Here is an 11,995-nt window from a genome sequence, read left to right on the forward strand (position 1 = left end):
TGCCGAAGGGGAGATCATGACTGCTGAGTCGAATGCGTCGACGGAGTTCACACCGATCGACCTGCCCGTGCTGCCGCTCGACGACGAGGTCGTGCTGCCCGGAATGGTGGTGCCGCTCGACCTGTCTGACGCGGAGGTGCGCGCCGCCGTGGAGGCCGCGCAGGCGGTCGCGCGGCCCGGAGGCGGTAAGCCCGAGGTGCTGCTCGTGCCGCGCATCGACGGGAATTACACCGGGACCGGCGTCCTGGGCACGGTCGAGCAGGTCGGCCGGCTCTCGGACGGTGACCCGGGCGCCCTCATCAGGGCGCGTGACCGTGTGCGGATCGGCGCCGGGACCAGTGGTCCCGGGAGCGCGCTGTGGGTGGAGGGCACCAGGATCGACGTATCCGTGCCTGTCCCCCTGCCCGGCTCCGCCGCCGAGCTCGCCAAGGAGTACAAGGCGCTCGCCACCAGCTGGCTGAAGAAGCGCGGTGCCTGGCAGGTCGTCGACCGGGTCCAGCAGATCGAGGACATCTCCGCGCTCGCCGACAACTCCGGGTACTCGCCGTTCCTGACCACCGATCAGAAGGTCCAGCTGCTGGAGACCGTCGACGCGGTCGCCCGTCTGAAGCTGGCCATCCAGTGGCTCGGCGAACACCTCGCCGAGCAGGATGTCGCGGAGTCCATCGCGAAGGACGTCCAGGAGGGCGTCGACAAGCAGCAGCGCGAATTCCTGCTGCGGCGCCAGCTCGACGCCGTACGCAAGGAGCTCTCCGAGCTCAACGGCGACCCGGAGGACGAGTCCGACGACTACCGGGCCCGCGTCGAGGCCGCCGACCTGCCCGAGCACGTCCGCGAGGCCGCGCTCAAGGAGGTCGAGAAGCTGGAGCGCGCCTCCGACCAGAGCCCCGAGGGCTCCTGGATCCGGACCTGGCTGGACACCGTCCTCGAACTCCCCTGGACCGAGCGGACCGAGGACGCCTACGACATCAAGGGCGCCCAGGAGATCCTGGACGCCGAGCACGCCGGGCTCCAGGACGTGAAGGAACGCATCACCGAGTACCTCGCGGTACGCAAGCGGCGTGCCGGACGCGGACTGGGCGTGGTCGGCGGCCGGCGCGGCGGCGCCGTGCTGGCGCTGGTCGGCCCGCCCGGCGTCGGAAAGACGTCGCTCGGCGAGAGCGTCGCGCACGCCATGGGCCGCAAGTTCGTCCGGGTCGCGCTCGGCGGTGTCCGCGACGAGGCCGAGATCCGGGGCCATCGGCGTACGTACGTCGGCGCGCTTCCCGGACGCATCGTGCGGGCGATCAAGGAGGCCGGCTCGATGAACCCGGTCGTCCTGCTCGACGAGATCGACAAGGTCGGTTCGGACTTCCGGGGCGACCCGGCGGCCGCCCTGCTCGAAGTGCTCGACCCGGCGCAGAACCACACCTTCCGCGACCACTACCTGGAGGTCGAACTCGACCTCAGCGATGTCGTGTTCCTGGCCACGGCCAACGTCCTCGATGCCATTCCGGAGGCCCTGCTCGACCGCATGGAGCTCGTCACGCTGGACGGTTACACCGAGGACGAGAAGGTCGTCATCGCACGGGACCACCTGCTCCCGCGCCAGCTGGAGCGGGCCGGTCTGGAGAAGGACGAGGTCGGGCTCGACGAGTCCGCGCTGCGCAAGCTGGCCGGCGAGTACACCCGGGAGGCCGGGGTGCGCAATCTGGAGCGGGCCGTCGCGCGGCTGCTCCGCAAGGTCGCGGCCCAGCACGAACTGGGCGAGCGGGACCTCCCGTTCACGGTGGCCGAGGAGGACCTGCGGGGTCTGATCGGCCGGCCGCACCACGTGCCCGAGTCCGCCCAGGACCCCGCCGAGCGCCGCACGGCGGTGCCGGGTGTGGCCACCGGGCTCGCGGTGACCGGAGCGGGTGGCGACGTGCTGTTCGTCGAGGCGTCGCTGGCCGACCCGGAGACCGGGGCGTCCGGACTGACCCTGACCGGTCAGCTCGGCGACGTGATGAAGGAGTCCGCGCAGATCGCCCTCAGCTTCCTGCGGTCGCACGGCGCGGAGCTGGAGCTGCCGGTCGCCGACCTCAAGGACCGGGGTGTGCACATCCACTTCCCGGCGGGCGCGGTCCCCAAGGACGGCCCGAGCGCCGGTATCACCCTGACGACGGCGCTGGCCTCGCTGCTCTCCGGACGGCTCGTCCGTACGGATGTGGCGATGACCGGTGAGGTGTCGCTGACCGGTCGGGTGCTGCCGATCGGCGGCCTCAAGCAGAAGCTGCTGGCGGCACACCGCGCGGGCATCACCACCGTGGTGATCCCCCAGCGCAACGAGGCCGACCTGGACGACGTCCCGGCCGAGGTGCTGGAGAAGCTGGCCGTCCACCCGGTCACCGACGTCCGCCAGGTGCTGGAGATCGCGCTCGCCCCGGCCTCGGCCAAGGCGCCGGAGAGGATCCCGGCCGCCGCGTAGGCGTCATGCTGTGACGGGCGTGGCATCACGCCGACGGCCGGTCGGACGGCCCGTCTTCCCCCGGAAGGCGGGCCGTTCCGCGTGCCAGCTGGTTCAGGGGCGGTAGACCGTGCCGGGAACGGGCTCGGCGGGGGCCATCAGCTGGGGGACCGTCACAAAGGTGTAGCCGTCCTTGTGCAGAGCGTCGATGATGCCCGGCACCGCGGGCACCGTGCCCTTGTAGATGTCGTGCAACAGGATGATCCCGTCCCTGCCCGCCTGGTCGAGAGTCCGCTTCCTGATCAGCGCGGAGTCGTCCGTCGAGTAGTCCTTGGCCGTCGTGCTCCAGAGGATCTGGGAGAGCCCCAGCTCCTTGCTGACCTCGGAGACCGTGTCGTCGGTGCGGCCCTGCGGCGGACGCATCAGCCGCGGCTTCCTGCCCGTGATCCTCGCTATCGCGTCCTGGGTCTTCCCCAGTTCGGCGCGTATCTCGTCGGGCTTCTTCCCGGTCAGGATCTCGTGCGACCAGGTGTGGTTGGCGACCTCGTGGCCCTCGGCCTCGATGCGCCGCACGGTGTCGGGGTGTTCGAGCACGTGGTTCTTGCCGAGCAGGAAGAACGTGGCCGGCACCTTCTTCTCCTTGAGGACGTCCAGGAGGCGCGGGGTGTCCTCCCCGGGCCCGGCGTCGAAGGTCAGGGCTATGCACTTGGCCTTGCGGCAGTCCGCCTGCCCGAAGGAGCCCTTGGCGTCGGAGGCGGCGTCGGCGCGCGCCGACCCGGGAGCCGTCGTCTCCATCGAGCAGCCGCCGAGTGTCAGCGTGAGCACCGTCACAAGAGCGGCGGCCAACCCCGTACCCCACGGAGTCATCTTTCCGGGCACAACAGACACAGCGCGTCACTTCCCCATGGCTCGACCGCACGCCGGTGGTGCGGCACGCCAGGACTATACATAGTGTGTATACGCGCAGTGTGTAGTGGGTTGCGAGGCAGCGTGGAGCCCCGGTGACCTGGAGCTTCGTCACCGGGGCCCGGGGCCTGCGTTGTGCCGGCTCAGCCGTTCGCGAGTGCCACCACGCGGTCGAGCGCGCCGTTGAAGTGGTTGTGGTCGCCGACCGTCGGGCCCGACGACGTGTACTGCCACATCGTGTAGTAACCCCACCCGGCCGGGAGTTCGCCCACCGTGGTGTTGTAGCGGGCCACCCAGAGCGGGTTGGTGGCGCCGAAGCCCGCGTTGTTGCCCGTGCAGTCCTTCCACCAGCTGGTGGCGGTGTAGATCACCGCGTCCCGCCCGGTCCGCGCCTTGTAGGTGTTCACGAAGTCGCGGATCCAGGCGACCATGCCGGCCTGGGTCTTGCCGTAGCACTGCGCGCCGTACGGATTCCACTCGATGTCCAGCACGCCGGGCAGGGTCCTGCCGTCCTTGGACCAGCCGCCGCCGTTGTCCACGAAGTAGTTCGCCTGGGCCGCGCCGCTGGTCGTGTCCGGAGTGGCGAAGTGGTAAGTGCCCCGGATCATGCCGACGTCGTAGGAGCCGGTGTACTGCTGTGTGAAGTACGTGTTCTTGTAGTACGTCCCCTCGGTGGCCTTGACGTAGGCCCACTTCACTCCGCTGTTCCACAGGGTCGACCAGGCGACGTTGCCCTGGTGGCTGCTGACGTCCACACCCTCGGTCTGGACGGCGTTCGTCCCCGTGGGGGCGCCGCCGCCCTGGCCGTCATGGGCTATGACGCCCTGGCCCATCCTGGCCGTACCCCGTTCGGGGACGGTCGCGGTGTCGGCGGCGGACGCCGCGCCGGGCAGCGTGACCAGAAGGGCGAGGGTGGCGAGGAGTGTGCCTGCCGCGAAGAGGCGGGGGCGGCCGGCTGAAGCTGCGGATCCGGATCTGAGCACGGGCATTGCGTGCCTCCGAGGGCTCGGTGGGGGAGCTCATGGCCCAGGAGCGGGTGCGGGACGCTCCTGCGGTGCGTGCGCCATGGTGTGGACATGCCACCCGTGGCACTCACGAAGCTACGCACGTAGACCCGCCCTCCGGAAGGGGGCCTGGCCGGTGCCGGAGGTCTACGCCTGCGAAATACTGGCCCAACTGCGGCGATGGCCGGAGTTGAAAGAAACTTTCATCGGCGGGAAAGCGTATGAGGGGTGCTGACGTGCACGGGAGCGGAAGCGGCGGTGAACCCGGTGCGACGGCCGGGAGTGGTGTGGACCATGAATTCCTCGCCTTGGAGCGTGAGTTGGCTGTCTTTCTGCGCCGGGCGCGGGCCAATTCGGGGGAGATGGCCCGCGAGGTCCATCCGGATCTGGAAGCCTCGGCCTACGGACTTCTCGTACGGCTGGAGTCCGCGGGGCGGCAGCGCGCCACCGATCTCGCCGCCTACTTCGGCGTGGGCAAGGCGACGGTGAGCCGTCAGCTGCGCGCCCTGGAGGGCCTCGGCCTGGTGGCGCGGGAGACCGACCCGGCGGACGGCCGTGCCTCGCTCGTCCACCTCACCGAGGAAGGACTCGCACGCTTCCGCAGCGTCCGTGACGCACGCCGGAGCCGTTACGCCCTCAAGCTCGCCGACTGGGACCGGGCCGAGGTCGCGGAGTTGGCACGGCTGCTGCACCACTTCAACGAGCGCGCCGAGGACTGAGCCGCCGGGTCGCGGAGCGCCCCGGCGGCGGCCGTCACAGCTCCACAAGAACCGCTGTCGCGTCGTCATGCGTCTTGCCGCGGCGCAGATGCACCCGGCCGGTGTCGGCCCGCTCCAGCTCCCTGACCCGGTCGATCAGCCCCTGCGGCCCCGCCTTGCGGAGCACACCCAGGGTGTCGGTCCAGTCGCCCTCCCGGAACTTCTCCGTCCAGCGGCTCGCCCCGTCCGTCAGCGCCGCCAGTGCCCGGACCTCGGCCCGCGGGGTCTCACCCGTCACCGCGCGTGACGACACCGAGGGGTCCGCGGCAGCCGTGAAGAAACCGCCCTCCTTGTTCCGCACTCGCGCGTCCGCGATCTCCTCCGAGGCGAGCGAGCCCGGCGGCAGCCGGTCGATCCGGTCGTCGAGGAGCGGCCGGACCGTGCCGTCGGGCGCCTCCACGAGCAGTGCCGAGTCGGAGAGCACCAGGTGCTCGACCCGCTCGTCGTCCCAACGCGCCAGGACCACCGTTGCCTGAGGTGTGCGCGGGTGAGAAAGGTCACACAGGGAACGGTGTGTGTCGGCGGTGCGCCGGATGGACATCGAGAGGATCTCGGACAGTGTCAGATCCCGCCGCGAAGCGGACAGTTCGGCCAGGGACCCCCCGAGCCGCGCGGTGAACCACGGAACCGAGTGCGTGCAGCCGTCACTGCCCGAGGGGGGCGTGACGCCGTCGAGCAGGACGAGGGTGCCGCCCTGGCCTGCCGCAGGCACGGTGGCCGACGCCCAGTCCTCGTTGGGGCGTTCGGGGCTGCCGGGCTCGGTGGCGAGTTCGATGCGCATCCGGCCAGTCTGCACGATGTCTTCACGGGCCCCCCGCAATACCGCGGTTGGACCGTACCGGCAGGTCAGATGACCCTCATCCACGGAATCCCGTGCTCCGTGCATATGCGGGCGGGCATACTGCCAAAGCCTGGCCCGAAGTTCCACCCGGCGGCCGATGCATGGCCCGCGGCGCCTGTGGGGAGACTTGTTCGCCAACTCCGGAGTGATGTTCACTCGTTCGAGTGGCGGAGCGGTTGATGCACGGCCCCCTCCCAAAAGCGCTGGAATGGTCGGAAGCCGTACGGCGCACACCAGGGCGGGGCGCCCATTCACGTGACCGTGCGTCACCTCTGCTTCAAGGCGGACGAGTCAAGATTGCGAGCACCGGTGCAGAAGAAGCGGCCTCGGAGCAAGGACAGCGCGCGCGAGGAGTCCGGGGCGATGCCTCCGGCAGCGGGTGCCTCCAAGCGGACCGTGCGGGTACGCAGCCGGCTCGTCGCCGGCGTCGCCGTCGTAGGGATCACCGTCATCGCGGCGGGCGCCCCGGCGGCCCTCGGCGCATCCTCCGATCTCAACGAGTCCCAGCGGCTGGTCACGCTCGCCGAGTTGAACCAGCAGGCGATCACCCTCGCGCACTCCCTCGCGGACGAACGCGACGAGGTCACCGCCCACATCGCGGGCGGCCGTGAGGACGAGGACAGCACCTCCGGCGCAACGAGCACCGCGGCCCGCGTCGACCAGCAGGTGGACGAGATCCGGGAGGCGGCCCCGGCGTCGCTGCGCCGGGACCTCGCCGCCGTCCCCTCACTCCGCAGGACCGCCCTCACCGGCAAGGGCTCGGCGATGGAGGCGTACCAGGCGTACTCCGAGGTCATCGCCAAGCTCCACGGCGTCGCCGACGAGCTCGCCGAGAAGACCCCGCCGCGTGCCGCCGACGCGACTCGGGCCCCGCTCGCCCTCGGCGGTGCCGTGGAGCAGGCCTCCGCCACCAGGGGACTGCTCCTGGCCGCGCTCGCCGTGCCCGGCACCGAGCCGCAGCAGCAGATCGACCCCTTCACCGGTCTGCCCGTGCAGACCCAGGACGAGGGCGGCAGCGAGGACGACCGCGACCGCGACGAGCTGAGCGCCGCCGCCCAGCAGGCACGGGTGCGCGAGCTCGCCTCGCTCGCCGATTTCGACCAGGCGGCCGGCCCGTCCGCCCGGGACCGGCTCGCCTCCACGGTGACCGGACCCGAGGTCACCAGCGCGGAGAAGTACCTCACCCGGTTCACCGACCGGCCCGAGCTCTCCGACTCCGACCGGGAAGCCGACCCCAAGAAGGTCGGAGCGGCGCTCTCCGCCCGGATCGACCGCATGCGCGGAGTCGAGTCCGCGCTGGGCACCGCGCAGGTCGAGCGCCTGGAAGGGCTGCGCGACGACGACGTCACGGCGCTGGAACTCCGCCTCGCCCTGCTCGGCGGCTGCCTCCTGATCGCCATCGGTGTCTCCACCGCCGTGGCCCGCACCCTCACCCAGCCGCTCGCCGTCCTGCGGATCGGGGCCGGCCGCATCGCCGCCGAGCCCGAGACCGCCGAACCGGTCCGCTACACCGGACGCAACGACGAGTTCGCCCAGGTCGTACGGTCCATCAACGCCCTCCACGGCAAGCTGCACGCACTGCACCACGACGTCACCGGCCGGCTGGAGGGCCTGCAGACCGAGCGCGGCGAACTCATCGCCGGCCGCGAGGCCCTCACGCTCCAGCGGGCCGAACTCCAGGTCAAGGTCGCGGAGCTCGGAAGGCAGCTCGAACGGCTGCGGAACACCGTCCACCACACCTTCGTCAACCTGTCGCTGCGCACGCTCGGTCTCGTCGAGCGCCAGCTCGGCGTCATCGAGGGCCTGGAGGAGCGCGAGCAGGACCCGGAACGCCTCGCGACCCTCTTCAAGCTGGACCACATGGCCACCGTCATGCGGCGCCACAGCGAGAACATGCTGGTCCTCGCCGGAACCGACCACAACCAGGGGCACGCGGGCCCGATCCCGCTCGTCGACGTACTGCGCGCGGCGGTCAGCGAGATCGAGCGGTACGAGCGGGTCACCATCCAGTCCCTGCCGCCGCACGCCCAGATCGCGGGCTTCGCCGCCGACGACCTGAGCCACCTCGTCGCCGAACTCCTGGAGAACGCGACCTCCTTCTCGCCGCCGGACTCCCATGTCGAGCTGTCCGGCTGGCTGCTGGAGACCGGGGAGGTGATGCTCTCCGTGCAGGACGAGGGCATCGGCATGTCGGCGGTCCGGATGAGCGAACTCAATGCCAGGCTGGCCGACCCGGCGTCCTTCGAAGCGGGCGAACAGGCCGCGGACGGGGCCGGGCTCGGTCTTCAGGTGACCTCGCTGCTGGCGGCCCGCCACGGCGTGCGGGTGCAGTTGCGCGAACAGAAGGGGAGCGGGGTGACCGCGGTCGTCGTCCTTCCGCAGGCGCTGCTGCCCAAGACGCCGCCCGCGGCTTCCCCGCCGCCCGTGCCGCTGCCCGGGGACGCCCCCACGCTGAACCTCCCGGGGTCGGTCGCCGAGGCCAACTCCAACGCGCTGCCGCCCCGTTCGCCCCACCCCGTCGACGACCCGCTGATCGCGGCCGCCGAGCGGACCCTGCAGACGGCGACTCCGCAGCCCGCGGCCCCGGAGCCGACCGCCCCGGAGCCGACCGCCCCGGAGCCGACCGCCCCGGAGCCGACCGCGCCCGCCGCGGCCGAGCCCGTGGCGGAGCCGGCGTCCGCGCCCGTGCCGGAGGCCGGACCCGCGACCGGACCCGGCGCCGGCGAGGAGTCCGAGCCCGAGACCGAGACTGAGTCCGAGCCCGAGCCCGAGTCCGAGTCCGAGACCACGATGCAGGTCCGGCTGCCCGCGCAGCAGGACGCGCCGAGCCCGTACGCCATCGGCCCCGACCGCCACGAGCGCGCCGCCGACACGAGCCCCGCTCCTGCCCCCGCGCCCGCGGCGCCGGCCGCCCAGCCCGCCGCCGACGCCCTTCCCGGCCCCCGGCAGCCGTTGACCGGACTGGGCGAGGAGGTGCCCGACCCGGCGCCGCTGCCCGAACGCCTCACGGACAAGGGGCTGCCCAAGCGCACCCCGAAGATCGCGGCACCGCCGACGGCCCCGGCCACCGAGCGCAAGGGGACCCTGGACAAGGAGGCCCTGCGCCGCAGGCTCGGCGGGTTCCACCAGGGCGCGAAGGACGGCCGCCGCGATGTCGAGGCGGAGATCGCCGACACCGGCCCACAGACCGACCACGACCGTACCGACGGTCGCATCGATGAGACGGGGGACACAGTCGAGGAGGCACGCAGTTGACTGCACCCAGCACATTCGGGCTGAGCGCCGAGGCCCGGAACCTTCACTGGTTGCTGAGCAATCTCGTGGAGGAGGTGCCAGGGGTCCACTCGGTCACCGTCGTCTCGTCCGACGGACTGATGCTGCTCTCCTCGGACCCCGGTCTCGCGACGGCCGAGGCCGGAGGACGGCGGACGGGCCCCAAGGGTTCCAGCGCCGACCTCGCCACCATCGTCTCCGGCATCGGGTCCCTCACGATCGGCGCCGCCAAGCTGATGGACGGCGGTGGCGTCAAGCAGACGATGGTCGCCATGGACGAGGGCAGCGTCTTCGTCATGTCGGTCAGTGACGGTTCCCTGCTCGGTGTGCACGCCACCCCCGACTGCGACATGAGCGTCATCGCCTACCACATGGCGCTCTTCGTCGGCCGCGCCGGACACGTACTCACCCCCGAACTCCGCAGTGAGCTGCGCAAATCGATGGAGAGCACCCAGTGACGTCAGCTGCTGAACCCGTACGAAAACTCCCGGTCCGCGGTGCCGACCGCAAGGCCGCACGGGTCCGTCCGTACTCCCTCACCGGAGGCCGCACCCGCTTCGGCCACGTCCTGCTGGTCGAGACGTTCGTCGCGGCGCTGGACGCCCCCGAGGAGCGCCGCGAGCTCACGAACGGCAACCTCGCCTCGCGCGTCATGCCCGAGCTGCACGCCATCGTCGAACTCTGCCGCCGTATGCGTACGGTCGCGGAGATCTCCGCCCTGCTGAAGATGCCGCTCGGCGTGGTCCGTGTGCTGCTCAGCGACTTGGCCGACCAGGGAAAGATCCGCGTCTACGGAACCGGTCACGGCACCGGCCAGCCCGACCGCGCGCTGCTCGAAAGGGTGCTCAATGGACTCCGCCGTCTCTGAGGCGCCGCTCTTCACTCCGCGTCAGCGAGGGCCGCAGGAGCGGCCCGACGAGCCGGTGCAGACCTGGCAGCTCGACCACACCCGCGCGCCGATCGCGACCAAGATCGTGGTCGCCGGCGGGTTCGGCGTGGGCAAGACGACCTTCGTCGGCTCGGTCTCCGAGATAACCCCGCTGCAGACCGAAGCGCTGATGACGCAGGCCAGCGAGGAGACCGACGATCTCTCGGCCACGCCCGACAAGGTCACCACGACCGTCGCGATGGACTTCGGCCGCCTCACACTGGACGACGACCTCGTCCTGTACGTCTTCGGAACACCCGGCCAGCAGCGCTTCTGGTTCATGTGGGACGACCTGGTGCGCGGCGCGATCGGCGCCGTCGTCCTGGCCGACACACGGCGCCTCGCCGACTGCTTCGCCGCGCTCGACTACTTCGAGAGCTGCGGCCTTCCCTACATCGTGGCCGTCAACCACTTCGAGGGAACGACCGGCTACGAGGAGGACGACGTCAGGGAGGCCCTGACAATAGCCCCGCACGTGCCTGTTGTGATCATGGATGCGCGTAAGAGGATCACCGTCGTCGAGTCGCTGCTCGCCCTGGTGGGCCACGCACTCGATGCCGCCCCCGAGTAACGACAGACGCGCCCAGTACACGTAACGGAGAACCGCGATGCGGAAGATACTCATAGTCGGAGCCGGCCAGTCCGGTCTCCAGCTCGCCCTCGGACTGCAGTCCAACGGGTACGAAGTCACCCTTATGTCCAACCGCACCGCCGACGAGATCCGGTCGGGCCGGGTCATGTCGACGCAGTGCATGTTCCACACGGCTCTCCAGCACGAGCGCGATCTCCAGCTCAACTTCTGGGAGTCACAGGCTCCGAAGATCGAGGGTGTCGGCGTCTCGGTCGCAGGGCCGGATTCCTCGCGTGTCATCGACTGGGTCGGCAAGCTGGACGGCTTCGCCCAGTCCGTCGACCAGCGCGTGAAGATGGCCGGCTGGATGGAGACGTTCGCCCAGCGCGGTGGCCAGCTCGTCATCCACGGTGCCGCGGTCTCCGACCTGGACTACTTCTCCCGCACCTACGACCTGGTGATGGTCTCGGCCGGCAAGGGGGAGCTCGTCTCCATGTTCGGCCGGGACGCCTCCCGTTCGCCGTACGACGCCCCGCAGAGGGCACTGGCCGTCGCCTACGTGCACGGCCTGGGCCCGCGCCCGGAGCACCCGGAGTTCGACGCGGTGCGGTGCAACCTGGTCCCGGGCGTCGGCGAGCTCTTCATCATGCCGACCCTGACGACGTCGGGCCGCGCGGACATCCTGTTCTGGGAGGGCATCCCCGGCGGCCCCCTCGACGCCTTCCAGGGCATCAAGGACCCCTCGGAGCACCTGGCCAAGACCCTGGAGCTGATGGAGCGGTTCACCCCGTGGGAGTACGCACGCGCCACCAAGGTCGAGCTGACCGACGCCAACGCCACACTGGCGGGCCGTTACGCCCCGACCGTGCGCAAGCCCGTCGGCCGGCTGCCCGGAGGCGGCCTCGTCCTCGGTGTGGGGGACGTGGTCGTCGCCAACGACCCGATCACCGGCCAGGGCTCCAACACCGCGTCCAAGTGCGCGCACTCCTACCTGCACTCGATCCTGGACCACGGCGACCGGCCGTTCGACGAGGAGTGGATGGAGGCCACGTTCGAGCGGCACTGGGAGAACACCCAGCACGTCGTGAAGTGGACGAACGCGATGCTCGCCCCGCCGCCGGAGCACGTGCTGAACCTGATCGGCGCGTCCGGTCAGCTCCAGCCGGCCGCCGACCGGTTCGCCAACGGGTTCAACGACCCGGCGGACTTCGACAACTTCTTCTTCGAGCCGGAGAAGACGAACGCGTACCTGGGCTCGCTCACGGGTGCGCAGGGCTGACGCCCGCGCG

10 protein-coding genes are annotated in these 11,995 nt (G+C 70.9%); 7 read left to right on the forward strand and 3 right to left on the reverse strand.

Annotated features, from left to right (window positions below; all coding sequences use genetic code 11):
• Window positions 1-16 precede the first annotated feature (16 nt).
• Window positions 17-2,446, forward strand: a complete 2,430-nt coding sequence (gene lon / locus ACIQM3_RS05130; RefSeq protein ID WP_401618920.1) for an endopeptidase La — start codon at window positions 17-19, stop codon at window positions 2,444-2,446.
• 93 nt (window positions 2,447-2,539) lie between these two features.
• Here the strand turns inward: lon and ACIQM3_RS05135 are convergent, their stop codons facing one another.
• The gene (locus ACIQM3_RS05135; RefSeq protein ID WP_401620002.1) at window positions 2,540-3,292 is read right to left on the reverse strand and encodes a polysaccharide deacetylase family protein; all 753 of its coding nucleotides are present in this window, start codon (window positions 3,290-3,292) and stop codon (window positions 2,540-2,542) included.
• Window positions 3,293-3,474: 182 nt separating this feature from the next.
• Window positions 3,475-4,320, reverse strand: coding sequence for a lysozyme (locus tag ACIQM3_RS05140; RefSeq protein WP_401618922.1), 846 nt, complete (start codon window positions 4,318-4,320; stop codon window positions 3,475-3,477).
• 236 nt (window positions 4,321-4,556) lie between these two features.
• Here ACIQM3_RS05140 and ACIQM3_RS05145 point away from each other — a divergent pair, with 236 nt between their 5' ends.
• Window positions 4,557-5,054, forward strand: a complete 498-nt coding sequence (locus ACIQM3_RS05145) for a MarR family winged helix-turn-helix transcriptional regulator (protein WP_401618925.1) — start codon at window positions 4,557-4,559, stop codon at window positions 5,052-5,054.
• Window positions 5,055-5,088: 34 nt separating this feature from the next.
• On the opposite strand, the gene ACIQM3_RS05150 is transcribed toward ACIQM3_RS05145, so the two are convergent.
• Entirely contained in the window at window positions 5,089-5,874 is a 786-nt protein-coding gene (locus tag ACIQM3_RS05150) for a protein phosphatase 2C domain-containing protein (protein WP_401618928.1), read from the reverse strand.
• Between the two features lie 369 nt (window positions 5,875-6,243).
• Here ACIQM3_RS05150 and ACIQM3_RS05155 point away from each other — a divergent pair, with 369 nt between their 5' ends.
• The 5 genes from ACIQM3_RS05155 to ACIQM3_RS05175 are packed head-to-tail and all read left to right on the forward strand — an operon-like array spanning window position 6,244 to window position 11,985.
• Entirely contained in the window at window positions 6,244-9,189 is a 2,946-nt protein-coding gene (locus ACIQM3_RS05155; RefSeq protein ID WP_401618931.1) for a nitrate- and nitrite sensing domain-containing protein, read from the forward strand.
• Window positions 9,186-9,665 carry a roadblock/LC7 domain-containing protein gene (locus ACIQM3_RS05160; protein WP_401618933.1) on the forward strand — a complete coding sequence of 160 codons (480 nt, stop codon included), beginning with the start codon at window positions 9,186-9,188 and terminating at the stop codon, window positions 9,663-9,665. The genes ACIQM3_RS05155 and ACIQM3_RS05160 overlap by 4 nt, the downstream gene beginning before the upstream one ends.
• Complete coding sequence (locus ACIQM3_RS05165; protein ID WP_103513691.1) at window positions 9,662-10,075, forward strand: DUF742 domain-containing protein; 414 nt, start codon at window positions 9,662-9,664, stop codon at window positions 10,073-10,075. The genes ACIQM3_RS05160 and ACIQM3_RS05165 overlap by 4 nt, the downstream gene beginning before the upstream one ends.
• Entirely contained in the window at window positions 10,056-10,706 is a 651-nt protein-coding gene (locus ACIQM3_RS05170) for a GTP-binding protein (protein WP_401618936.1), read from the forward strand. Before ACIQM3_RS05165 ends, ACIQM3_RS05170 begins: the two co-directional genes overlap by 20 nt.
• Before the next feature lie 37 nt (window positions 10,707-10,743).
• Window positions 10,744-11,985, forward strand: coding sequence for a styrene monooxygenase/indole monooxygenase family protein (locus ACIQM3_RS05175; RefSeq protein ID WP_401618939.1), 1,242 nt, complete (start codon window positions 10,744-10,746; stop codon window positions 11,983-11,985).
• Window positions 11,986-11,995 lie beyond the last annotated feature (10 nt).

The sequence above is a fragment of the Streptomyces sp. NPDC091271 genome, assembly GCF_044757505.1.
GTDB lineage: Bacteria > Actinomycetota > Actinomycetes > Streptomycetales > Streptomycetaceae > Streptomyces.

Coding starts and splice junctions, on each gene's coding strand:
- lon (WP_401618920.1), top strand. CDS start 17: ATGACTGCTGAGTCGAATGCGTCGACGGAGTTCACACCGATCGACCTG.
- ACIQM3_RS05135 (WP_401620002.1), bottom strand. CDS start 3,292: ATGACTCCGTGGGGTACGGGGTTGGCCGCCGCTCTTGTGACGGTGCTC.
- ACIQM3_RS05140 (WP_401618922.1), bottom strand. CDS start 4,320: ATGCCCGTGCTCAGATCCGGATCCGCAGCTTCAGCCGGCCGCCCCCGC.
- ACIQM3_RS05145 (WP_401618925.1), top strand. CDS start 4,557: ATGAGGGGTGCTGACGTGCACGGGAGCGGAAGCGGCGGTGAACCCGGT.
- ACIQM3_RS05150 (WP_401618928.1), bottom strand. CDS start 5,874: ATGCGCATCGAACTCGCCACCGAGCCCGGCAGCCCCGAACGCCCCAAC.
- ACIQM3_RS05170 (WP_401618936.1), top strand. CDS start 10,056: ATGGACTCCGCCGTCTCTGAGGCGCCGCTCTTCACTCCGCGTCAGCGA.
- ACIQM3_RS05175 (WP_401618939.1), top strand. CDS start 10,744: ATGCGGAAGATACTCATAGTCGGAGCCGGCCAGTCCGGTCTCCAGCTC.